Annotated in this window: 25 protein-coding genes; 6 read left to right on the forward strand and 19 right to left on the reverse strand. The window is 47.8% G+C overall.

The features are described 5' to 3' along the window. Positions 1–553, forward strand: a 553-nt coding sequence (locus ACTBZS_RS08660) for a DUF1365 domain-containing protein (RefSeq protein ID WP_463043858.1), incomplete at its 5' end; no start/stop codon positions are given. Beyond that, complete coding sequence (locus ACTBZS_RS08665; protein ID WP_463043859.1) at positions 553–1,767, forward strand: class I SAM-dependent methyltransferase; 1,215 nt, start codon at positions 553–555, stop codon at positions 1,765–1,767. The genes ACTBZS_RS08660 and ACTBZS_RS08665, both read left to right, overlap by 1 nt. A 46-nt stretch (positions 1,768–1,813) precedes the next feature. Here the strand turns inward: ACTBZS_RS08665 and adh are convergent, their stop codons facing one another. After that, a complete protein-coding gene (adh, locus tag ACTBZS_RS08670) occupies positions 1,814–3,334 on the reverse strand; it encodes an aldehyde dehydrogenase (RefSeq protein WP_460429751.1) in 1,521 nt (506 codons plus the stop codon). Positions 3,335–3,653: 319 nt separating this feature from the next. On the opposite strand from adh, the gene ACTBZS_RS08675 reads away from it, so the two are divergent. Beyond that, the gene (locus ACTBZS_RS08675) at positions 3,654–5,528 is read left to right on the forward strand and encodes a sigma-54-dependent Fis family transcriptional regulator (RefSeq protein WP_463043860.1); all 1,875 of its coding nucleotides are present in this window, start codon (positions 3,654–3,656) and stop codon (positions 5,526–5,528) included. Here ACTBZS_RS08675 and ACTBZS_RS08680 read toward each other — a convergent pair. Together ACTBZS_RS08680 and ACTBZS_RS08685 are read right to left on the reverse strand one after the other, a co-directional pair. Then, positions 5,525–6,448, reverse strand: a complete 924-nt coding sequence (locus ACTBZS_RS08680; RefSeq protein WP_463043861.1) for a LysR family transcriptional regulator — start codon at positions 6,446–6,448, stop codon at positions 5,525–5,527. The genes ACTBZS_RS08675 and ACTBZS_RS08680 overlap by 4 nt on opposite strands. A gap of 2 nt (positions 6,449–6,450) precedes the next feature. Further along, positions 6,451–6,768, reverse strand: a complete 318-nt coding sequence (locus tag ACTBZS_RS08685) for a helix-turn-helix domain-containing transcriptional regulator (RefSeq protein WP_460429748.1) — start codon at positions 6,766–6,768, stop codon at positions 6,451–6,453. 127 nt (positions 6,769–6,895) lie between these two features. Between ACTBZS_RS08685 and ACTBZS_RS08690 the strand changes: the two genes are divergently transcribed. Then, positions 6,896–7,363, forward strand: a complete 468-nt coding sequence (locus ACTBZS_RS08690; RefSeq protein ID WP_460429747.1) for a tellurite resistance TerB family protein — start codon at positions 6,896–6,898, stop codon at positions 7,361–7,363. A gap of 33 nt (positions 7,364–7,396) precedes the next feature. Beyond that, positions 7,397–8,392 carry a TerC family protein gene (locus ACTBZS_RS08695; protein ID WP_463043862.1) on the forward strand — a complete coding sequence of 332 codons (996 nt, stop codon included), beginning with the start codon at positions 7,397–7,399 and terminating at the stop codon, positions 8,390–8,392. 46 nt (positions 8,393–8,438) lie between these two features. Here the strand turns inward: ACTBZS_RS08695 and ACTBZS_RS08700 are convergent, their stop codons facing one another. From ACTBZS_RS08700 to ACTBZS_RS08710, 3 genes are read right to left on the reverse strand one after another with little or no spacing between them, the layout of a single operon-like run. Continuing rightward, positions 8,439–10,064, reverse strand: coding sequence for a GMC family oxidoreductase N-terminal domain-containing protein (locus ACTBZS_RS08700; protein WP_460429745.1), 1,626 nt, complete (start codon positions 10,062–10,064; stop codon positions 8,439–8,441). A 31-nt stretch (positions 10,065–10,095) separates the two neighbouring features. Further along, positions 10,096–10,632 (reverse strand): hypothetical protein, encoded by a 537-nt coding sequence (locus ACTBZS_RS08705; protein ID WP_463043863.1) that lies wholly within the window; start codon positions 10,630–10,632, stop codon positions 10,096–10,098. 13 nt (positions 10,633–10,645) lie between these two features. After that, complete coding sequence (locus ACTBZS_RS08710) at positions 10,646–12,058, reverse strand: coniferyl aldehyde dehydrogenase (RefSeq protein ID WP_463043864.1); 1,413 nt, start codon at positions 12,056–12,058, stop codon at positions 10,646–10,648. A gap of 122 nt (positions 12,059–12,180) precedes the next feature. Between ACTBZS_RS08710 and ACTBZS_RS08715 the strand changes: the two genes are divergently transcribed. After that, positions 12,181–13,389: a vWA domain-containing protein gene (locus ACTBZS_RS08715; RefSeq protein ID WP_463043865.1), complete on the forward strand. Its 1,209-nt coding sequence runs from the start codon at positions 12,181–12,183 to the stop codon at positions 13,387–13,389. Here the strand turns inward: ACTBZS_RS08715 and ACTBZS_RS08720 are convergent. From ACTBZS_RS08720 to ACTBZS_RS08780, 13 genes are all read right to left on the reverse strand, one after another. After that, positions 13,386–14,081: a pseudouridine synthase gene (locus ACTBZS_RS08720; protein ID WP_463043866.1), complete on the reverse strand. Its 696-nt coding sequence runs from the start codon at positions 14,079–14,081 to the stop codon at positions 13,386–13,388. The two genes, ACTBZS_RS08715 and ACTBZS_RS08720, sit on opposite strands and share 4 nt — an antisense overlap. Continuing rightward, positions 14,059–14,352, reverse strand: coding sequence for a type II toxin-antitoxin system RelE/ParE family toxin (locus ACTBZS_RS08725; RefSeq protein WP_463043867.1), 294 nt, complete (start codon positions 14,350–14,352; stop codon positions 14,059–14,061). The genes ACTBZS_RS08720 and ACTBZS_RS08725 overlap by 23 nt, the downstream gene beginning before the upstream one ends. Further along, a complete protein-coding gene (locus tag ACTBZS_RS08730) occupies positions 14,345–14,590 on the reverse strand; it encodes a type II toxin-antitoxin system ParD family antitoxin (RefSeq protein WP_022653350.1) in 246 nt (81 codons plus the stop codon). The genes ACTBZS_RS08725 and ACTBZS_RS08730 overlap by 8 nt, the downstream gene beginning before the upstream one ends. Positions 14,591–14,686: 96 nt before the next feature. Beyond that, positions 14,687–15,184 (reverse strand): phosphatidylglycerophosphatase A family protein, encoded by a 498-nt coding sequence (locus ACTBZS_RS08735; RefSeq protein WP_022653351.1) that lies wholly within the window; start codon positions 15,182–15,184, stop codon positions 14,687–14,689. Then, on the reverse strand, positions 15,162–16,121 hold the full coding sequence (gene thiL / locus ACTBZS_RS08740) for a thiamine-phosphate kinase (protein WP_463043868.1): 960 nt from the start codon (positions 16,119–16,121) through the stop codon (positions 15,162–15,164). The genes ACTBZS_RS08735 and thiL overlap by 23 nt, the downstream gene beginning before the upstream one ends. Continuing rightward, on the reverse strand, positions 16,114–16,575 hold the full coding sequence (gene nusB / locus ACTBZS_RS08745; RefSeq protein ID WP_463043869.1) for a transcription antitermination factor NusB: 462 nt from the start codon (positions 16,573–16,575) through the stop codon (positions 16,114–16,116). The genes thiL and nusB overlap by 8 nt, the downstream gene beginning before the upstream one ends. Further along, positions 16,572–17,045, reverse strand: coding sequence for a 6,7-dimethyl-8-ribityllumazine synthase (ribH, locus tag ACTBZS_RS08750; protein WP_460429737.1), 474 nt, complete (start codon positions 17,043–17,045; stop codon positions 16,572–16,574). Before ribH ends, nusB begins: the two co-directional genes overlap by 4 nt. Before the next feature lie 90 nt (positions 17,046–17,135). Further along, positions 17,136–18,242: a bifunctional 3,4-dihydroxy-2-butanone-4-phosphate synthase/GTP cyclohydrolase II gene (gene ribBA, locus ACTBZS_RS08755; protein WP_460429736.1), complete on the reverse strand. Its 1,107-nt coding sequence runs from the start codon at positions 18,240–18,242 to the stop codon at positions 17,136–17,138. Next, positions 18,242–18,841 carry a riboflavin synthase gene (locus tag ACTBZS_RS08760; protein ID WP_463043870.1) on the reverse strand — a complete coding sequence of 200 codons (600 nt, stop codon included), beginning with the start codon at positions 18,839–18,841 and terminating at the stop codon, positions 18,242–18,244. Before ACTBZS_RS08760 ends, ribBA begins: the two co-directional genes overlap by 1 nt. 40 nt (positions 18,842–18,881) lie before the next feature. Further along, the gene (locus ACTBZS_RS08765) at positions 18,882–19,691 is read right to left on the reverse strand and encodes a mechanosensitive ion channel domain-containing protein (RefSeq protein WP_463043871.1); all 810 of its coding nucleotides are present in this window, start codon (positions 19,689–19,691) and stop codon (positions 18,882–18,884) included. After that, positions 19,688–21,292, reverse strand: coding sequence for a peptide chain release factor 3 (locus tag ACTBZS_RS08770; RefSeq protein WP_460429733.1), 1,605 nt, complete (start codon positions 21,290–21,292; stop codon positions 19,688–19,690). The genes ACTBZS_RS08765 and ACTBZS_RS08770 overlap by 4 nt, the downstream gene beginning before the upstream one ends. Before the next feature lie 149 nt (positions 21,293–21,441). After that, a complete protein-coding gene (locus ACTBZS_RS08775) occupies positions 21,442–21,747 on the reverse strand; it encodes a P-II family nitrogen regulator (protein WP_460429732.1) in 306 nt (101 codons plus the stop codon). 2 nt (positions 21,748–21,749) lie between these two features. After that, complete coding sequence (locus tag ACTBZS_RS08780) at positions 21,750–22,682, reverse strand: sodium-dependent bicarbonate transport family permease (protein WP_463043872.1); 933 nt, start codon at positions 22,680–22,682, stop codon at positions 21,750–21,752. Between the last annotated feature and the right edge of the window lie 45 nt (positions 22,683–22,727).

A 22,727-nucleotide genomic window follows, 5' to 3' on the forward strand; every position in this document is an offset into this window, starting at 1 on the left:
TGAAAAACTACAACAAAACCATTTGCCAGAAATTGGCGAGATTGTTTTACATACGCAACCTAGTTTATTTGGCTATGTATTTAATCCTGTTAGCTTTTATTTTATTTATAACCCACGGTCTGAGCTAATTGCGGTATGGGTTGAAGTCAATAATACCTTTGGTGAGCATCATGACTACCTGCTTCACCATGAAAGCTTTAAACCTATTCGCTCTGGTGATGTTTTCGCGCAAGAAAAAAAATTTCATGTCTCACCGTTTTACCAAGTCTCCGGTTGCTATTACTTCCGATTTATCACACCGAATAATAATCAACTCACCATTAGCATTGAATATGATTGTGAGACAGATCGAAAACGGGCTTTTTATGCTGTTCAGTCCGGTGAGTCGGCTTTGCTCGAGAAAAAGCATCTGCCAAAATTACTATGGCAATACGGTTGGCAAACCTTATTGGTGTGGTTGCGTATTCATTGGCAAGCCATGAAGCTTTGGCATAAAAAAACGCCTTTTTACGGAAAAAAAGGCCAGATTATTTCTTCTGTGGAGAATTCCTAATGAGTGCATCAACATTAACTGCTGTTGAGATGAGCCATATTCCAACCCACGGACGTTTTTTGTTTAATTTGCTACAGCATATTCAGATTGGCTCTCTCGATTGCTATACACCGAATGGCGAACATTTTTCGTTCTCTGCTGCCGAACCTGGCCCTCATGCTGTTGTTTATATTGGTGATTGGCGTGCGGTGAGTAAAATTATAACGCATGGGGATATTGGTCTTGCAGAGGCATATCGAGATGGTTGGATTGATTCTGACGATTGGACACAGTTGCTATTGCTTGCCCTTTTAAATGAGAAAATTTTATCACCCCTCATTGAAGGTAAATGGTGGCATAAACTGGGCTATTGGCTAAAACATCTGACTCGAGCGAATACTTTACGCGGTAGCCGAAAAAATATCCACGCCCACTATGATTTGGGTAATGACTTTTATCAGCTATGGTTAGACAGCTCGATGAGCTATTCTGCGGCGATGTATTATGGCAATCACAAAACATCGCTGACCTGTGCACAAATCAATAAATATGACCAGATTTTGCAACAGCTGAATATTACCCAAGACAGCCATATTTTAGAAATAGGTTGTGGCTGGGGTGGTTTTATGGAGTACGCAATTGAGAAAACGGGTTGCCGTGTGGATGGTGTGACGTTATCAAGTGAACAAAAAGCATGGGCAGAAAAAAGATTAGCAGAAAAAGGCTTTTCTGATCGTGGAAAAGTTCAATTAACCGATTATCGAAAAATTAAGCAACAGTACGATCATATTGTCTCCATTGAGATGTTTGAAGCGGTTGGCGAACAATATTGGAAAGTTTATTTCCAAAAAATAATGGAATGCCTCAAACCGGAGGGAAAAGCAGTGATTCAAACAATTACCATTGAAGACGGAAGATTCGAGTCATATCGAAAAAATACTGATTTTATCCAACAATATATTTTTCCGGGCGGGATGTTACCTTCGGTGGAAAAATTCGTTGCTCATGCGCGATTACATGGATTTAAAACGAGTAAACCCATTTTATTTGGCCAAGATTACGCAGAAACCTTGCGTCGATGGCAATATAATTTTGAAAACAAACTTGCGATGGTGAAAAACTTAGGTTTTGACGATGCATTTATCCGGTTGTGGCGGTTTTACCTTGCTTATTGCGAAGCTGGTTTTATCTCCGGACGGACTGATGTGATGCAAATAACGCTGAAAAAAGGCTAAAAAATAGCCCTTGCCTTATGCAAGGGCTATGTTCAATCATGCTTAATTAGAAGAACCCTAATGGTTTCGGGCTGTAGCTCACCAAAAGGTTTTTAGTTTGTTGATAGTGATCCAACATCATTTTGTGCGTTTCGCGGCCAATACCCGACTCTTTATAGCCACCGAATGTGGCATGCGCTGGATAAGCATGATAGCAGTTTGTCCACACACGACCCGCTTTAATACCACGGCCCATGCGATAAGCGGTATTGCCATCACGGCTCCACACCCCAGCGCCTAGGCCATAAGGCGTGTCGTTGGCAATCGCCAGTGCTTCTTCTTCTGTGCTAAATGTTGTGACGGCTAACACGGGGCCAAAAATTTCTTCTTGGAAAATCCGCATTTTATTGTGGCCTTTGAACAGGGTTGGTTGGATGTAGTAACCACCAGCCAATTCACCATCCAAATGTGCACGATCACCACCAATTAAACACTCGGCTTGTTCCTGACGGCCAATTTCCAAGTAAGCCATAATTTTGTTCATCTGCTCTTGCGAAGCTTGAGCACCCATCATGGTCTCGGTGTCGAGAGGGCTGCCTTGTTTAATTGCCCGTACCCGTGCCAACACTCTTTCCATAAAGCGATCATAAATTGATTCATGGATCAGTGCGCGACTTGGGCAGGTGCAGACTTCGCCTTGGTTGAAAGCAAACAGCACCAGACCTTCAATAGCTTTATCAAAGAAATCATCATCTTGTGCTGCAACATCAGCAAAGAAGATATTGGGCGATTTACCGCCAAGTTCTAGCGTCGCTGGAATCAAACTTTGCGCGGCGGCTTGTGCAATAACACGGCCAGTGGCGGTAGAGCCAGTGAAGGCAATTTTGGCAATCCGGCGGCTAGTCGCCAGCGGCATCCCTGCTTCACGTCCCAAACCGTTAACAATGTTCAATACTCCCGGCGGCAGCAAATCGGCAATCAGCTCCATCATCACCAAAATACTGATGGGGGTCGATTCTGCTGGTTTGAGCACAACGCAGTTACCTGCACCGAGTGCCGGTGCCAGCTTCCACGCCGCCATCAAAATTGGGAAATTCCACGGAATAATCTGCCCAACCACACCTAAGGGTTCATGAAAATGATAGGCGATGGTGTTTTCATCGATTTCAGAGATCGAGCCTTCTTGCGAGCGTAAGCAACCGGCAAAATAACGGAAGTGGTCAACAGCCAGTGGAATATCTGCATTCAGGGTTTCGCGAATGGCCTTGCCGTTATCGACGGTTTCAACGTAGGCCAAGCATTCAAGATTGGCTTCAATCCGGTCGGCAATTTTGAGCAAAATATTAGAACGCTCTGCCGGCGAGGTTTTCCCCCACTTTTCAGCTGCAGCATGCGCTGCATCCAACGCCAATTCGATATCATCAGCACCAGAACGAGCCGCTTTGGTATATGGCTGACCGGTGAGGGGAGTAATCACATCAAAATATTCGCCACGAACCGGTGGTGTCCACTTGCCATTGATAAAGTTGTCATAGTGGGTTTTGTACTGATGTTTTGCGCCGGTGGTGCCAGGTAGGGTGTAAATCATGCTCAATCTCCTCGTTGTTATAAAACCGACGAACCGTCGATTGCCCTATCAGTATCAATCCTTGTGCCAACTCGAAAAAATAAGCTAGTGTTTTGTTTTTTTGAGATAAATTAAATTACTGCGCTGCAATAGTTCGCGGCATAGTGTTGCAAATTGACACACTGTCACGTGACAGCTGAAACAGCGTAGTTTGGACAACACGTGTAATAACTTTCGCCTCTTACGGCATGGCGCTCTATACTGCCCGAATCAAAACTGTTTCAAAGAAAACAGCTGACCTTTCTTAAGAAAAGAAGGGGAAAACGAGGAGCCGTGAGCCATGTTTTTAGAGTTAGAAGCCTCTTTGCACACTGCACGACAATATTTATTGTCTGACCAAGCCCTACCGCAAGGACTGATCAGTGATCGTCTAGCCCGATCTTGGCTGCGTTGTGCAAAAGCAGGGTTATCACCCAGTCGTACCGTCAAAGATGTGCCAGCATTGCATGACAATCTACTCAAACAACGATTAGAAGAACATCAAGAGTTGGTCAGTCATGCACAACCCGTGATGGAGCATCTGTTTAGCCAAGTGAAGCACTCTAATAGCATGGTGGTATTGGCTGATCACAGTGGGACATTGCTGCATGTGTTAGGTGATGGGGATTTCTTACCAAAAGCCGAACAAGTCGCTTTAGCCCCCGGGGCCTCATGGCAAGAAAATCATCGCGGCACCAATGCCATTGGGACAGCCTTGGCGGAATACAGCGCGATTGCCATCCGAGGGGCCGAGCATTTTTTAGAGCAAAACAGTATCTTAACTTGTACCGCTGCCCCTCTTTACGATCCACAAGGCCAGATATTAGGTGTGATTGATATTTCGAGCGAGGTGCAACGCTATCATCCCCATACCGGCGGTTTGGTCAAAACTGCGGCACAGATGATCGAAAACAAATTGTTATTGTCGCGGTATCAAAATGCCATGCGTTTACATCTCCACCCTCATCCAAAGGGAATTGGTACGGTCGGTGAAGGCATTATTGTGCTGTCAGAACAAGGAATTGGGCACGCGGCTAACCGTGCTGCGTTGGAAATGTTAGAGCTCAGTTATGTTGAGCTATCACAATTTCCTTTGCGCCTGTGGTTAGAACAACAACTGTCGCAACATAGAAATCTGCATCATCTGTTACCCATGTCGTTGGCGAAGGGCAAGACCTTATATGTGCAGGTTGTGTTACCCAATAAAAACACACACGCCACCAGAGACCAAAAAACAGTTCACGTCCAAGATGCTTTGTCTAGGTTGGATACCGGCGATGAGGCGATCCAAAAATTGGTGCATAAAGCGAGAAAAGTTGCAGGAACCGCAATTCCTATTCTTTTACATGGTGAATCCGGTGTTGGCAAAGAATGGTTTGCTAAAGCGATTCATGAAAGTGGCCAACGAAAGAATGGCCTTTTTGTTGCCATCAACTGTGCGGCATTGCCAGAGCAATTGATTGAGTCGGAATTATTCGGTTATACCGCTGGTGCTTTCACAGGAGCGCGACGTGAAGGCTATCGCGGAAGAATTGTGGAAGCACACGGCGGCACACTTTTCCTCGACGAAATCGGTGATATGCCTTTGTCTCTTCAAAGTCGCTTATTACGGGTATTACAAGAACGAGAGGTCACGCCACTTGGCGGCGGAAAAGCGATCAAAGTCGATTTTTCTCTTGTCTGTGCCACCCATCGTAACCTACCACAGGATATTGCCAGTGGCCAGTTTCGGGCCGATTTGTACTATCGATTAAATGGCATGGCGCTGGTGGTGCCTGCGTTACGTGAACGCAGTGATTTTTTGATTTTGTTGCGTAGTCTGTTGCAACAACACAGCCCCGAAAAATTCTGCATGATTTCTCCCTCGCTACAACAGGCGTTACAACACTACAGTTGGCCCGGTAATTTGCGCCAGCTTAATAATGTGATATTGACAGCGGTTACTCTGTTGGAACAAGACGACAATCTAATTGATTGGCCGCATTTATCAGACGACATGCTCACTGCTTTGACACCTCTACCCTCATCAAACCAAACAGCGGATACCACGACTTTAGAGCGACTCTCGCAACAGGCGATTGAACAGGCGCTTTCTGCTTGCGGTGGTAATGTGTCACAGGCAGCACGGCAGCTAGGGATTAGCCGAAATACGCTCTACCGCCGCTTGAAAGGTTAAACCGATTTTTCTTCGAGATGGCTTGCCGCAGCAGCGAGTAATTGACTCACCAAGGGGTGTTGTACTTTTTTGGTAGTAGCAATGGCAAAGAACTGTTCTTCCAGTCCTTCGGATTGGCCGAGATAACGCACACCATAACGCCGTTGTAAATCATCATGCACCCACTCCGGCGCAGGAAACACACCTAACCCTTGAGCACCAAAGGTTTTGAGTAAAGCACTGTCTTCAAATTCACCAATGATATTCGGCACAATGTTGTGTTGTTCTAGCCATAGGTCAATTCGCAAACGCACTGCGGCATGGCGGCTGGGCAATAACATCGGCAGTTGTGCGAGGCATTGCGGTAAGGTGTTGTTTGTATGATTCGAATCGAGCTGAGCCAACAGCGATTCAGTGGCATACCACGCCAGCGCAGAACGTCCTAGCTGGTGGTCATGCAATTTAAGGTTAGGATTGGCCCCCAACGCACGATCAGCTAAAACAACATCTAATTTGTGCAAGGCGAGTTGTCCGCATAGCTCGTCAAACTCCCCTTCTTCAACAATCAATCTGATGTTTGGGAGGCGAATAATGGGGTCAAGTAAGCGGCTCACCACAATTTTTGGTAATCCATCAGAGGTCCCCACTCGCAACAACACATTCGCTTGCTGTGTTGCATCGCGTAAGCGTTGCGGTAATTGCTCTCCAAGCTGAAAAATTTGATCTGCTTGTTGTAGGGCAACACGTCCGGCCGGTGTCAATTCCAACCCCCGCCCTGCTGGGCGCAATAATTCATGCCCAAGTTGTTTTTCAAGTTCACGAACTTGGGTACTGATGGTTTGAATGGCCATTCCCAACCGATTCGCCGCCTTTCCCATTCCCCCCTCGGTTGCCACAACCCAGAAGTAATAGAGATGGCGATAGCTAAAATGTTGGCTCATTGCTAAGCCGCTACCACGTGGGTATGAACTTCTACTTTAAGGGCGCGGGTAATGGCAGCAAAAATTGCTGAAAGATTATTCATAGTCGGGTTGCCTGTGGCAGAAAGCATACGGTGTAAGCTTTTTGCCGGTTTATGTATTTCTTCTGCCAACGATTCAAACCCAACAGTAGCATTGACTAAGTCACGCAAAATCAATTTAGCAGTGTTAGGTTCACCATCAAGAAACAGCGAGATTGCTTCATCAAGTAGAGCTTGGGCAAAAGCAGGATCGGTTTGAATACGCTCCGCTATCGTTTCTCTTACATCACGCTTTTTCATAATGTGAAAATCCCTTTTTTTCTGAATATGACTTCATTTATATCTGATTTTTTAGAAATAAGAAATGGGCTACATTTCGTCTGTCGCGTGAACAACACGCAAATCATCTACACAAGGAGAACAGGCGATGCGTAGTTACCCTAAAAACAGTGAACAATCGGTGTTGCGTTTGTTGGTATTGGTCATGTTGGCCGATGGTCACTTGGCAAAAGAAGAATTGTCTTGGCTGAAAAACCAAAGCCTGTTGCAACGCTTTTCCAACTCGCCAGACGCGTGGGAAACCGTGTTAAACGGCTTTTGTGAAGATTTGAGCTATCAACACAATCTTTCTTGGACTGAAGCATGTTCTTTGGATAATCAAACGCTGAAAAGTCTGCTGCAAGAAGTTGATGATACGGATTTACAAACTGAAGTCTTTAAACTGGCCGTTCATCTTATCGCAGCTGATGAATACATCAGCGAAAAAGAATTTTTTGTCCTGCGAGCGATGTCCACCCAATGGAACATCGACCACCGCGCGATTTTGCAACATAACCAACGCAGCACCTTATCGCAGGAACAACAAAGCGTTGTGGCATTGAGCTTAACTTCTTAACTTAAGGCAAATAACGGAAAGGCAGGGCAATCGATGGAATTTCTATTCCAGCTCTTTATCGGCTACCCGATATGGGTATGGCTCATGTTCTTTTTCGTGGTGATTGCTCTGTTAGCGTTTGACCTTGGGGTATTACACCGCGATCAACATGAAATTGGGGTGGCGGAAAGCTTAAAGCTGTCTGCCTTCTATATCACCCTTGGCCTGTTGTTTGGGGCTTGGCTGTGGTGGTATCAGGGGGCAGAGGCTGGGATGGCCTATTTAACAGGCTATTTAGTCGAGAAATCACTCTCGATGGACAATGTGTTTGTGATCTCTCTGATTTTTACCAGCTTAGCCGTGCCACGGATTTATCAACATCGGGTGTTGTTCTGGGGGATTTTGGGTGTGATCGTGATGCGGGCCATCATGATCGGCTTGGGCGCTTTACTAGTAGCTGAATTCCAGTGGGTGTTAGTGTTGTTTGGCCTGTTCTTGGTCTTCACAGGTCTGAAGATGCTGTTTTCTAACGATGAGATAGAAGTTTCGTTAGATAAAAACCGCCTCTATCAGTTCTTGCGTAAACACTTACGGTTGACACCTACTTTGCATCAGGAGAAATTTTGGGTTCGAGGAGAAGACCATCAATTGGCAAAAGGCTGGTGGGCAACACCGCTGTTCCTTGCCTTGCTGCTAGTAGAAAGTGCGGACTTGGTATTTGCGGTTGATAGCATCCCCGCTATCTTTGCCATCACCCAAGACCCCTTTATTGTCTACACCTCAAACATTTTTGCGATCTTAGGTTTACGGGCCCTGTATTTTGCGCTCGCGGCAATGGTGCACCGCTTCCACTACCTAAAATATGCGTTAGCTGGAGTGCTAGTGTTCATCGGTATTAAAGTGGCACTGGTGTACTTTAATGGGATTGACCTGATTAGCTTGAAGATTCCCACATGGTTATCTTTGAGTGTTACGCTCAGTCTATTGACCTTCGGTGTGTTGTACTCGCTACATAAAACACGCAACCAAGAACAACCTAAAACCACGTGATCCTCAACATGCTTTAAACCGCCCCAACATCGGGGCGGTTTTTTTATTATGGGCTGTCAGGAATAAGCGAAACCGTTTTTCCTGTTAATTCCCGTGCCAAGCGCGTGGTATTGCGGACGGCAAGCGCATAAATCGACAGTTGCGGATTGGTGCCAACGCTTGTTGGAAAAATCGAGCCATCAATCACTGACAAATTATCGACCTGCCAATGTCTACCATAGCTGTTGACGACCCCTTTTTCTTCTCTCGCACTCATTGCACAGCCTCCCATCACATGGGCGCTGACCAATTTGGCTTGGAGTGTGGCTAACGGTAAGTCAGCAATCGCCTGTTGTGCGGCTTGCCACGAAGTATAAGGGTCAGCTTCTTCGTGGATGGGTAACACTGATTTTGCGCCAGCAGCGAATTGGATTTCTGCCATGCTCAACCAAGCACGTCTTACCCCATCCCACAACGCATCAGTCATCACGTAATCCAATACAGCCGAACCATCAGCGTTTAAGAAAACTTGCCCTCCTTTACTATCAGGGTGAAAACCATCCCGTAACAAGGCGATCATGACGTGAAGATGGGGGTATTGCTGCATCAACTTCGCATGGCCTTCACCGTGTCCCTGTAAAGTCACGGCGGCAAGCAGGGGATGTACGGGAGGCACTTCCAGCTTATAACCAATCGGACCATCAATGTCATCACGATGTAAAAAGTGATCCGAATAAACAGTTTGTGGCGCCCCTTGCCATGCTTCGATTTTGTTTGGCATCACAGCGGCAGACAAACAGACTGGATGCAAAAAGGTTCTTTTACCTAATTGGCTGTAAGGATCAGGAAATTGGCTGCGTAATAGCAAAGCAGGCGATCCAATCGCACCGGCTGCAACAATAAAATGCTTTGCCCGAAACAAAACGGTATGACCCGGTTTGGGAATGCGGCCATCACTGCCGTGCATCGCCACCGCCCGCAGCACTTCTACCGTCCCTTTACGTTCAATAAACCGTTGTGCGCGCAGGCGAGTGTAAAGTGTTGCGCCTGCCGCCAGCGCAGCGGGAATGGTGGTGGTTAACATCGAGCGTTTAGCATTGGTCGGGCACCCCATGCCACAATATCCAAGATTCCAACAACCTCGGACATTGCGCTTTACCCGCCCGACGCTGAGCCCGAGTTTTTTACAGCCTCGCTCTAACACTGCATTGTTTGCATTGGGATCAGCCTGCCACGGTCGAATATCCAAATAGCTTTCTACCTGTTCAAACCAAGGTTTAAGCTCAATCGGACTAAATTCGCGCATATCTAAATGATCGCGCCAATAGGTCAGCGTTTCCGTTGGCGTGCGAAAGCTGCTTGTCCAGTTGACCGTGGTTGAACCGCCAACGGTTCGACCTTGAAGAATGGTAATCCCCATGTCACGGGTTTTCTGTGCAGCGGCTTGTTGATAAAGCGTTGAATAGGCATTGGCCTCATTCATATCGAAATCGACTGAGGTTGCCAGTTGGCCTTCTTCAATAATGGCAACATGTAACCCTGCTTCAGTTAACAACTTAGCCGCCATGCCGCCACCGGCGCCTGAGCCGATAATAACAACATCGTATTCCGCCTCGACTGTCCCCGGTAACTCGGCTGCATCAATCACCCGCCAACCGGCGGATAAACCACTGCGGTAAGGATCTGGCGTCACGATCTATTCCCCCTTTAGCATATTGTTTTCATTATTTTTTAATATGGGGTGGCCCAGGATAACCAATGTGTGGCCATGTCTGTTGATCGGCATACCACGCAGCAAAAACCACGGTTTTTAATCCTTGATAGCCTGCCCGTAGATGTGTAAACGAACTGTGCCGCCAGTCCTGTAAAAACGCATCCACCTCTTGCCGTGTGGCGTCTTGCCACGGATGAGAGACCCCAGCAATCACATGACGAAATAAGCGCTTGCGTAATGCCTGCAACAATACATTGAGCGCTTCTTGCTGTTCATGGGCAAGATTGGCCAATACGCTGTCTAACTGATGCAAAAACCGTTCTACATGCTGGCGAGGCATCGACACTGGCCATAAGGGATGCAACACCGCAGGCGCCAAAGCCAGCCAAAAAGCTTGTTGTTGTGGTTGAAGGATTTGCCATCCCCCATCGGGTGGCGGAAAGTGAGCCGGATGTGGTGGATCATCCCATGTGGTGATTAAGCTGCCAGCGCCAGCAATGACCACCGATGCAGCGCCCCACTGTAGGAAACGGCGCCGAGTAACCATGCCTCTCCCCCTTTTATTTGCGTAACATTAGACGCAGTAGTGTATTAACCAGTTTGCCATAGGGCGGGCTTAGCCACGGCAGAGGAGAATATCGTCCAACCTCAAAAACAGGTTTGAGCTTGCTAAAAGTTAAAAACCCCTCATAGCCATGATAATGCCCCATCCCTGACGCGCCAATGCCACCAAACGGTAAATCATCCTGCGCCACGTGTAAAACAGTATCGTTAATGGTCACCCCACCGCTATGGGTATGTTGTAAAAAACGTTGAATCCGTTGTCGGTTACGATCAAACAGATATAAAGCAAGCGGACGGGGCTGAGTTTGTAAACAAGTCAGTACCTCTTCTTCGGCACGATACGTCACCACCGGCAAAATTGGCCCAAAAATTTCCTCCTGCATCAGTCTCATGCTCGGGTGGGTCTGACAAACCAAATAAGGCGCCAGCTTTTGGCTGATACCGAGATCTTCTTGCGCAGGATTGATCTCTATCACCTCCGCACCTTGTCCAACAGCTTCTTCCAGCAAGGCGTGTAATCGTTGTTTATGCTGTGGATGAATGATGGCAGTGTAATCGGGGTTATGTTGCAAGCGGGGGTAGTAACGGCCTACGGCACGTTGATAGTGTGCAATAAAAGCAGCTTGTTGCGACTCGTGAACCCAAACATAATCTGGCGCAACACAGGTTTGCCCTGCATTAAGCAATTTCCCCACCGCAATTCGCTCCGCCGCGTGAGCAATGTCTGCATCCGATGCAATAAACACTGGCGATTTACCGCCGAGTTCTAAGGTAACCGGCGTTAGGTTTGTCGCAGCAGCTTGCATCACTTTGTGCCCTACCGTTGTCGAGCCGGTAAAAAACAGATGATCCCACGGTTGTTGGGCAAATGTTGCTGCGACTGCGGCATCACCCGTGATAATCGCAATTTTGTCTTCACTGAAATAGCGATGAAATGCTTGTTGTAACACGATTGCCGTTTGTGGCGTGTATTCCGAGAGTTTTAACATGGCTCGATTTCCTGCGGCTAACGCAGCAACCAACGGGCCGAAACTCAGATAAAGCGGATAGTTCCACGGCACAATAATTCCCACCACGCCCAATGGTTGCGGCATCACCTGTGCCCGCGCCGGTTGAAACCACAGCGAGACATGACGTTTCTCGGATTTTATCCAACGAGGTAAACGCTTTTTTGCGTCCTTAATCGCCTGTAAACTGGGAAAAATTTCCGCCAACTGTGTTTCAATCACACTGCGGTGGCTAAAATCGGCAGCCAACGCCTGTTGTAAGGCGTGTTGATATTCCAACAGCAGTTGAGCCAGCGCCGTTAAATCGCCTTGCCTTTGTGCTAGGGTGGGATAAGGGTGTTGCCGTGCGGCACGCTGTTGTTGGGTAAAGCAGTGCTGCAAGCGAATAAAATCCGACTCCATAGTTTCCTCGTGAGATCAAAACGAATCATCTGTTTGTTATCGTTATCGCGGCTTGTCTCATTCAAGACAAACAAGCGTTTTAATGAACTTAACTGCTCTCTTTCAGAAAAGCAACGTACACCATGTTGATTGATTTTTTTCTTGCCTTACGTCAGGCCGCTCTACCCGTCAGCCTAAAAGAATTTCTGTTGTTGCTACAGGCGATGCAGGCACGGCTGGCTTTTGCCTCGATTGATGAGTTTTACTACCTCAGTCGAACCGTTTTAGTGAAAGATGAAAAGTGGTTTGATCGTTTTGACCAAGTGTTTGGCCAATACGTCCACGGGATTGAAAGCACATTGCAAGACCTGAAAACCACTCTCCCAGAGGATTGGTTACGCAAACAGGTCGAGAAATTTCTATCGGAAGAAGAGAAAAAAGCCCTCGAAGCGTTGGGCTTTGATGAGCTGATGCGGCGGTTACAAGAACGCTTAGCAGAACAAAAAGAACGCCATCAAGGGGGCAATAAATGGATTGGCACCGGCGGTACCAGTCCATTTGGTGCCTATGGTTACAATCCAGCTGGGGTACGGATTGGACAACATGAATCACGCCATCGCCGTGCGGTGAAAGTGTGGGATAAGCGTGAGTTTCGTAATTTGGACGATCAAGTTGAGTTGGGTACACGTAATCTCAAAGTGGCGCTACGCCGCTTGCGCGAATTTGCTCGTGAGGGGGCTGCGGATGTTTTAGATTTGGATGCCACTTTACGCGCCACGGCCAGACAAGGCGGACTCTTAGATTTACAGTTTGTGCCTGAGCTGCATAACACGGTCAAGGTATTGGTATTGTTTGATATTGGCGGGTCGATGGATGATTATATCCATACCTGTGAAGAACTTTTCTCAGCAGTCCGAAGTGAATTTAAGCACCTTGAAACCTATTATTTTCACAACTGCGTGTATGAAAAACTGTGGCGCGATAATCAACGCCGGTGGCAAGAAACGGAATCCACATGGGATGTATTGCATCGTTTAGGACAGGATTGGAAATTGATTCTTGTCGGCGACGCGACGATGAGCCCATACGAAATCCTATATCCGGGCGGCAGTGTTGAACACCATAACCAAGAAGCCGGTTCAGTGTGGTTGGGGCGTTTGCTAAATCATTTTCGACACGCTGTTTGGTTAAATCCTGTCGCAGAACCGATTTGGGAAATGACAGGTTCGATTCGTCTTATTAAAGACGCGATGCAAAACCGCATGTTCCCCTTGACAGTGGAAGGGCTAGACCGCGCCATGCGACAACTCCGCCACGGCGCTACCGCGTTGCCACAGGCCGTACCGAGTTAAAACTCACAGGGAGCGGTACAACTTATCTCATGGTGCTGTTTGGGATGGAAAAACTGGAGAAACTCGGCATGAAGCAACAAACGCGGACTGGCTAACTGTATGTCGGTAGGTGCATAAAAACGATCACCAATAATGGGATGACCGAGCGCCAGCATGTGAACCCGTAACTGATGTGATCGTCCGGTTACCGGATAGAGTGCAACACGGGCGCGGGTGTCATCCTGCTCTAAGACACGGTATAGCGTTTGCGAGGGTTTGCCATCTTGAAAGCAGACTTTTTGTAGCGGGCGTTTTGGCCAATCACAAATCAATGGTAAGTCAACTTCCCCCTGTTTTGCAGCCAATACCCCTGACACTTCCGCGAGATAGCGTTTTTTGGTTTGCCGTTGTTGAAATTGAATTTTTAAGCTGCGCTCGCTGTTTTTGTTCAAGCTAAATAACAAAATACCTGAAGTGTCCATATCCAAACGGTGGACTAATTCTGCGGTTGGATATTGTTGCCGAACACGCGACCAAGCACTGTCATAATGATTGGGGTCACGACCCGGTTGTGACAGTAAACCCGCTGGTTTGTTGATGATGACAAAGTCTGGATCGATGTGGAGCCATTCTAGTGGTGCACAGGGGGGTGAATAGATAAATGGCTCAGTATTATGTGGCGGCATATTCTTATGAGAGATGACGAGCTGCATCCATACGTTCGTGCAGAATCCGAATAATAGCAATGCCGTAGGTTGTTAAACGAAAGTATATTGTATGGCGTTCAACATTTTGACGGCGATAACCTGAGCGAATGTAGTCACAAGCAGGTGCAATCTTGGGTGTTTGTGCTAACTCAGAAAAGGCCGACGTGAGAAGATCAATATAACGATTCGCTTGTTCTCTCCCCCAGTGTTGGTTGGTATAAAGCCAGATGGCTTCTAAATCACGCTCGGCAGCAGGACTCAGACGATACTCAGCCATGTTGTTGGCTCATCTTTTGTTTAAAAGCCTCTGCATTAAAGGGCTTGGGTTCGCCGCTGGCCTCGCCTTCAATCAACGCGGTACGAATTGCCTCCATTTCAAGGCTGCGTTCTTGCTCTCGCCGAATCAAATCACGAATAAACTCACTGTCATTCGTATAACGCCCTGTGCTAATTTGTGCTTTGATCCAGTTATCTTGCTGATCGGTCAAGGTAATGGTTTTACGAACAGTTTTCATGGTGGGTGTCCTGTTGGGTTAAACCGCATCAATATTCATACTATTGGTGCAATATAGTGCAAGTCAGCACCAATTACCAGTACCAAGAAAAGAGAGTTAAATCAGATCGTTTTGTAATACGATGGTCATGACCAAGAGCGAAAAGCCTGCAGCAATCAGATCATCCAACATCACCCCGATACCACCCTTGACCCGACGATCAAGCCAGCTAATTGGCCAAGGCTTAATGGTGTCAAAAAACCGGAATACGATAAAAGCCACCGACCACGTCATGGCATTGGTTGGCAAGAAGGACAGCAACAACCACATAGACACCATCTCATCCCACACCATACCACCATGATCGGGATGCCCCAACGCCTTGCCTGTGATCTCACAAATCCAACAACCCACCAAAAATGCCGGAATACAGGCCCATGCCAGCGCCTGTTGCGTAAACCCCAACAACAAAAAGGCGGCAAACATGGGTAAGGCAAACAGTGTTCCTGCCGTACCCGGCGCCGAGGGAGCTAGACCGCTACCAAAACCAAAGGCGATAAAATAGGCAGGATGAGAAAGGATGAAATTCCAATCAGCTCGTCGCGAAATGGTCAAAACCGGTCCTTTCTATCGGCATCGGCTGCCCGTGTGTATCGAGCACCACCGTACCGGTATGAGCCGCTTCGACCTGACCAATACGAGAAACAGGAATGCCAATGCGATGAGCCATATCAACGATGTTTTCTCTGGCCGAGCGGGGCGCGGTAAAACACAACTCATAATCATCCCCCCCTGCCAGTGCCCACTCCGGTTTAAACCATGCGGCATCTCGCCACAGCGCATTCACCGGTATCTGATCCCACCACAGCGTGGCACCAAGCCCACCAGAGCGTTGCAAAATATGGCCTAAATCCGCCAACAAACCATCTGATACATCAATCGCAGCATGGGCACAGGATAATAAAGCTTGTCCTAGCGCAACCCGTGGCTCTGGTTGTTCTAATGCAGCGAGGGCCTGTTGCTGCTCAACAGACGTGAGCGACAGTTGTTGTTGTCGGCAGGCCAAGCCAATGGCAGCACTGCCGACCGTACCACTGAGCCAAATATCATCGCCCACCTTCGCTTGATCGCGCCGTAGGGCACAGCCTTGTGGTGTTTCCCCGATAATGGTGACTGACAAAGTCAATGGCCCGCGTGTGGTATCTCCACCAATCACGTCAACCTGATAGCGATCAGCAAGTGCAAAAAACCCCCGAGCAAAATTCGCTACCCAATCTTCATCCACCGCCGGTAAAGCTGCGGCCAACAACACCCATTTTGGCGTTGCTCCCATTGCAGCCATATCAGACAGATTGACCGCCAAGGTTTTATGTCCCAGCTTAAACGGGTCAACATCTGGAAAAAAATGTCGACCCGCGACCAGCATATCGACAGAGACATGTAGCTCATGCCCCTGTCGTGGGCTGAAAATCGCCGCATCATCACCAACCCCAAGTCGAGTATGCGACACAGGGCGGGTGAAATAATGACGGATCAGTTCAAATTCATTCATCGGCAGGCATAGCCGCAGGACGCGGGCGACGCTGGGCTTGTTTTTCTTCGGCACGTACTTCTGCGGCCAATTTATCCAGTACGCCGTTTACAAAACGGTGGCCATCGGTACCGCCAAACGTTTTAGCAATTTCAATTGCCTCATTGATAATCACTGGGGAGGGGGTTTCTGGATGACGCAGCAGCTCTAACGCCCCCATCCGTAAAATCGCTCGCTCAACGGGGCTGACTTCATCAGGTGCCCGTTCATAAAAACGAGCTAATGCCACATCAAGATCGCTGTGATAGTTAATCACACCGAACAATAAGGTACGGAACAACGCTTCATCTGCTTTACGAAAACTGTCGTTTTCTTTCAGATGCGCTTCAATGGCAGAGGCGGTGAGGCCATTGAGTTGCCATTGATAAATGCCTTGTACGGCAAACTCACGAGCACGGCGGCGGGCGGTTTTCATAATTCGATCAATCCTCGTTGTAAGTTGGCCATTTCCACCGCACATTGCGCACATTCACGCGCTTTGTCTAAACGTGCCAAAGCTTGTTCATCGTTTTCGGTTGTTAAAATACCGTTAGCGATGGGAATATCAAAATCGAGACCCACACGGGTTACACCGCTGCCAGACTCGTTAGAAACCAGTTCAAAGTGGTAGGTTTCACCACGAATCACGGCGCCCAAAGCAATCAGCGCATCAAAACCTTCTTCTTCCATCATGGCCAAATTTTGCAAAGCCAGAGGAATTTCTAAGGCACCGGGAACACTTAACAACACAATGTCCGATGGGCTGACACCTAAGCGAATCAGCTCATCAAGACAACGATCGCGTAAACCATGACAGACATCTTCATTAAAGCGAGCAACAACAATGCCAATTTTAAGGCCGGTGCCATCGAAATTTGGCGCCAGCGTAACGATATCGGAATGCATTACATTCTCCACAAGAAAAGATCAGAATAAAAAGCGGGTTGTGCTCAATTCATTGAGCAGGGCACCATCGCGCCCTGCTGACAATAGGTGTTACAACAACGAGCCATCGGGTAAAACATAACCAGACACTTCGAGATGAAAGCCCGTCATGCTTGGAATTTTCAACGGTTTGGACATCAGGCGCATTTTACCCACGCCTAAGGTGCGTAACATTTGTGCACCAATACCGTAGGTTTTTGGATCCCATTTTCTGGCAACAGCAGGGGCCGTGTTAGGGAAAGTTCGCGCCAGCAAATCATCGCCCGATTCTGTGCTGTGCAACAAAATCAGCACACCTTGTTCAGATTGTGAGAATTTTTGCAGCACTTGCGGCACGCTCCACGAATGGGAGTGTTCGTCAATATCGAGCCAATCGACCACTGATAATGGCTCATGGACACGTACTAAAGTCTCATTTTCTGCCGTGATCTTGCCTTTAACGATAGCAAGATGGGTTGCCATACTGCTTTCATCGCGGAAAGCATGGAGAATAAACTCTCCCCAAGCGGTTTTCACCGGACGTTCTGCAACATGGGTAATCAGGCTTTCGGTTTGGCTACGGTGGGCAATCAAGTCAGCAATCGTACCCACTTTTAAGCCATGTTCTTGTGCAAAGGCGATCAATTCCGGCAAGCGCGCCATCGTGCCATCATCGTTCATGATTTCACAAATCACTGCCGCCGGTGTTAACCCTGCCAAACCCGCTAAATCACATCCGGCTTCGGTATGGCCTGCCCGCACCAACACCCCGCCGTTTTGCGCCTTGAGTGGGAAGATATGCCCGGGTTGCACAATGTCGGAAGGCTTCGCATGACGTGCAACCGCTGCTTGAATTGTGCGCGCACGGTCTGCAGCGGAGATACCGGTTGAGACACCCTCGGCAGCTTCAATTGACAAAGTGAAGTTGGTGCCGTGGGACGAGCCGTTGTTATTGACCATTAATGGCAGGTTTAACTGCTGGCAACGCTGCTCGGTCAAGGTTAAACAAATCAAGCCCCGCGCATATTTCGCCATAAAGTTAATCAACTCTGGCGTCACGAAATCAGCGGCGAGAATAATATCGCCTTCGTTTTCTCTGTCTTCATCGTCCACTAAAATCACCATTTTACCCATGCGGATATCGGCGATGATTTCAGTCATTGGTGATAAACCATTCATTATGCGGCACTTTCTGGTTGATACATTCTTTCCACATAGCGAGCAATCAAATCAACTTCTAAGTTCACTTTTTCGCCTGTGTTCAGATGTTTTAATGTCGTGTTCTGTAAGGTGTGAGGAATCAAATTGATCGAAAAACGATTGCCCTCAACCCGATTGGTGGTCAGGCTCACGCCGTTAACAGCAATCGACCCTTTGGCAGCAATATAGCGTGCAAGGCGTTGAGGTGCGGCGATGTCGAGTTCCCAACAGTCACCAACCGGCTCAAAACGCACCACATCGCCCACTCCATCGACGTGCCCAGAAACCAAATGCCCCCCCAAACGGTCGGCAAGACGTAAGGCTTTTTCTAAATTGACTTCTTGTCCTGCGTGTTCCAAACCTGTGGTGCAGTTGAGCGACTCACGCGATACATCAACCTGATAGCCTTTCTCAAACAGCGAGATCACAGTTAAGCACACGCCGTTGTGGGCGATGCTGTCGCCAAGCGCGACATCCGATAAATCTAAGTCATTGCTGGCAACGGTAAGCCGCAAATCTGGACCGCGTGATTCGACAGCAGAAATCAACCCAACGGCTTGAATAATTCCAGTAAACATAAAACGGGTTCCTTAATGTCAGGCGGAGAGACAGTGCATTTTATGTGCTGCTACGTGCGTGTTGTTGGAAAAATTCTGCAACAAAGCGATGTAGGATAGCTTGCTCCACTTTCTGTTTTTGGCTCGGTGGGATACCAATTCTCACCATCACTAAAGCGTGTTTTTCATCCACAATTTGAATCGAGGCCCGAGGTTTTACCGAAGGGCTGTCAACCATGTGCATGGCTTCCATTTTGGCCATGAATTTTTGTGCCTTTTCCATAAAAGGCGCACAAATATCGGTAGCAGCGGCCATCAAAATGGCTTCAGCCTGTAATAAATCCGCTTCCACTGCCAACGGCACACTGACCACGTGGACGGTGTATTCCTCGCTAAAATCTTCACGAAATACAGTATGTGTCAACAATAGGCTGTTTGGAATGGTGAATAAGCGCCCTGTCAGTTGGTGGGCATGGCGGCCGGGGCCAATTTCCATCAGCGTGGTACCAAACAAATTAAAGTCGATCACCCGTCCGCGCAGGTTGTTGATCTCGATGTGATCGCCAACAGAATAGCACATGGCAATGGCAGCAGCAATCGCCACCAAAGAGACAGCGACGGTTTCAATTTCGCGGAACCAAATAATCACAAACAACAACAAGCCAATGATTAACAGCACATTCCGCAAATTAACCGCCCAGCGCCGGCGGGTTTCCAAACTCAGTTGAGTTTGTCGCATCAGGGCGCGGCCAGTGAGGGTATTGGCCACGACTAAACTGATGAGCAACACCAAAGACCGGATAATATCCGGCCCCCACTGGTTAGGCAGACTTTGTATCAGGTCCCGAATGGGAGCGGTCCATTCAATCATGACAGTTTGACAGAATGTTCTCGAGTTTCATGGAAGGCGATATCGGGCCACCGTTCTTTGGTTAAATCAAGATTGACGCGGTTAGGCGCTAAATAAGCCAAGCTGCCTGCCGCATCTTCCGCCAAATTATGCACCAGACTATTTTGGAACTCATCGAATTTCTGGCGGTTGTCACAGCTCACCCAACGGGCCGACCAAATCGGGCACGAACCAAACACCGCTTCAACACCATATTCTGTCAACAAACGATGTGCCACCACTTCAAACTGCAACACCCCTACGGCACCTAAAATCAAGTCGCCGCCATTCATGGGTTTAAACACCTGTACGGCACCCTCTTCACCAAGCTGTTGCAGGCCTTTTTGCAGTTGCTTCAATTTCAGTGGGTTTTTAATACGAACACTGCGGAATAACTCTGGTGCAAAGAAAGGAATCCCCGTAAACGCCAGCATTTCCCCCTCGCTAAACGAGTCGCCAATCTGAATGTTGCCGTGGTTAGGCAAACCGATAATATCCCCCGGCCACGCTTCTTCAACAATCTCGCGATCATGCGCCATAAATGTCACGACTGAACTGGCAGCCACATCGCGATTGAGCCGCAAGTGTTTGATTTTCATGCCACGTTCAAATTTGCCTGAGCACACACGCAAGAAAGCAATCCGGTCGCGATGTTTCGGATCCATATTGGCTTGGATTTTGAAGATAAAACCACTGAATTTATCTTCTTCAGGGGCCACGCTACGCACCGTGGCATCGCGTGGCGAAGGGGCTGGCGCCCATTCAATTAAAGAATCAAGAATTTCTTTAATGCCAAAATTATTGATCGCAGAGCCAAAGAAAACAGGCGTAAGTTCACCGGCTAAAAATTCTTCTAAAACAAAAGGATGGCTGGCTGCCTGCACCAATTCAATTTCATTGCGTAGTGCATCCATTTCCAACGGAAAAAGCTCGTCTAACCGTGGGTTTTGCAGGCCTTCGATAATATCAAATTCATGCGGTAGACGTTCTGCTCCAGCTTCGAACAGCACCACGCGATCATTTAATAAGTCGTACACACCACGGAAATTTTTCCCCATTCCAATGGGCCAAGTAATCGGGGCGCAACGGATTTTGAGGATATTTTCGACTTCATCTAATAGCTCTAACGAATCGCGCACCTCACGGTCATACTTATTCATAAAGGTGACGATTGGCGTGTCGCGTAGGCGACAAACATTCAGCAATTTGATGGTTTGCTCTTCTACCCCTTTAGCAGCATCAATCACCATCAAGGCCGAGTCCACCGCCGTCAATACACGGTAGGTATCCTCAGAAAAGTCTTGGTGACCGGGGGTATCAAGAAGATTCACCACATGGTCGCAGTAATCGAACTGCATCACCGAGCTAGCAACGGAAATCCCCCGCTGTTTCTCAATTTCCATCCAGTCGGACGTCGCAAACTTGCCGGATTTTTTGCCTTTGACGGTACCAGCGGTTTGAATTGCACCAGAAAAAAGCAATAATTTTTCTGTCAGTGTGGTTTTACCCGCGTCGGGGTGGGAAATAATTGCAAAGGTACGACGGCGTGCCGCTTGGCGGGCAACAGGAGAAAGCTCAGTCATCGCAAATTCATCACAGCGAGAAAAACCTAACACTTTACCAGATTTAACCGTAAACCTCGCGGCTGACAGGTTGTTAGCCAGAAAAAATTAGGGGCACACACTCAGTGCACCCCTGAATTCAGCTAAACATCAGCCAGCCAACGGTTTCGCTAAAATTTCTCGGGTCGCAGCACTTCCACGTCTTGCAAGAAAGAAATCATGGCGTAGTTCTGATAGAACTTGTCCTGAATAAATTGCAAGGCTTTTAATGCCACTTCGCGCTGACAAATCACTTCAACACGAATATTCGCTGCCTCGCCCCACGTGGCATCACGGACACCACGACTCCCCCGCCCACGCACATCGGACACGGTGTAGCCTTTGATGCCGAGTTTTTCTAAATCTTTTAGCAAAGCATGTTCAACAGCGGCTTCGGTAATAATGGTTAACAGTGTGCGATTTTCTAGATGATCCATCGTTATGCCCCAAAGAGTGTTTCAGCCAGATAGTGATAAAACGGGATGCCAAGCATGATGTTAAATGGGAACGTCACCCCCAAAACTGTAGCAAGTGACAAGGCTGGATTCGCTTCAGGAATCGCTAACCGCACTGCCGCTGGCACTGCAATATAGGAAGCACTCGCCGCCAGTGTCGCTAACAGCGTCATTCCACCGATAGACAGCCCAATCAAAGCCCCACAGCTAAGTCCTAAGACAGCGGAGAAAAGCGGCATTAACACACCAAAACCGATGATAAAGATACCACGTTGCCGTAAATCTCCAGCTTGCCGTGCCACAATCAGTCCCATTTCCAACAGGAACAACGCTAACGCCCCTTTGAATAAATCAAAGAACACACCTTTTACAGAAGCCAATCCCTCTGGCCCTGCGGCCCAACCAATCAACATCCCTCCGAGCAATAAGGTTACCCCTTTTCCCAAAAAAGTTTCATGCGCTAGTGCTTTCCACTCGGTGTTTTTGTTGATGCCACGTACCAGAATAATGCCTACCATAATGGCCGGCACCTCCATGACAGCTAAGAAAATCGCCATTTGCGATTCAAAGAAAATGTCACGCGAGGCGAGCCAATCGCTCCCCACTGCAAACGTGGCAACACTCACCGAACCATAATGTGCCGCCATCGCCGCAGCATTGGCACGATCAAATTTGCCAAAAGTTATTAAAATAAAAAATGCGATTAAAGTTTGTAATACCCCAAGCGCAATCACGGCGCCGAGCTGAGGTAATAACGGTAATAAATCCTGTTGTGCCAGCCCCTGCCCACCTTTCAAACCAATCGCTAACAGTAAAAAAACTGAAAGAGATTCATATAATGAAGCAGGTAACTTGAGCTCTGAGCGCAATAGACCAGCAATCAAACCAAATAAGAAAAACATCACCACTATATCCATACCATCTCCTTATCTGTCACAGAAAACGTTGGCACGATACCACGA

The sequence above is a fragment of the Aquaspirillum sp. genome, assembly GCF_055136605.1.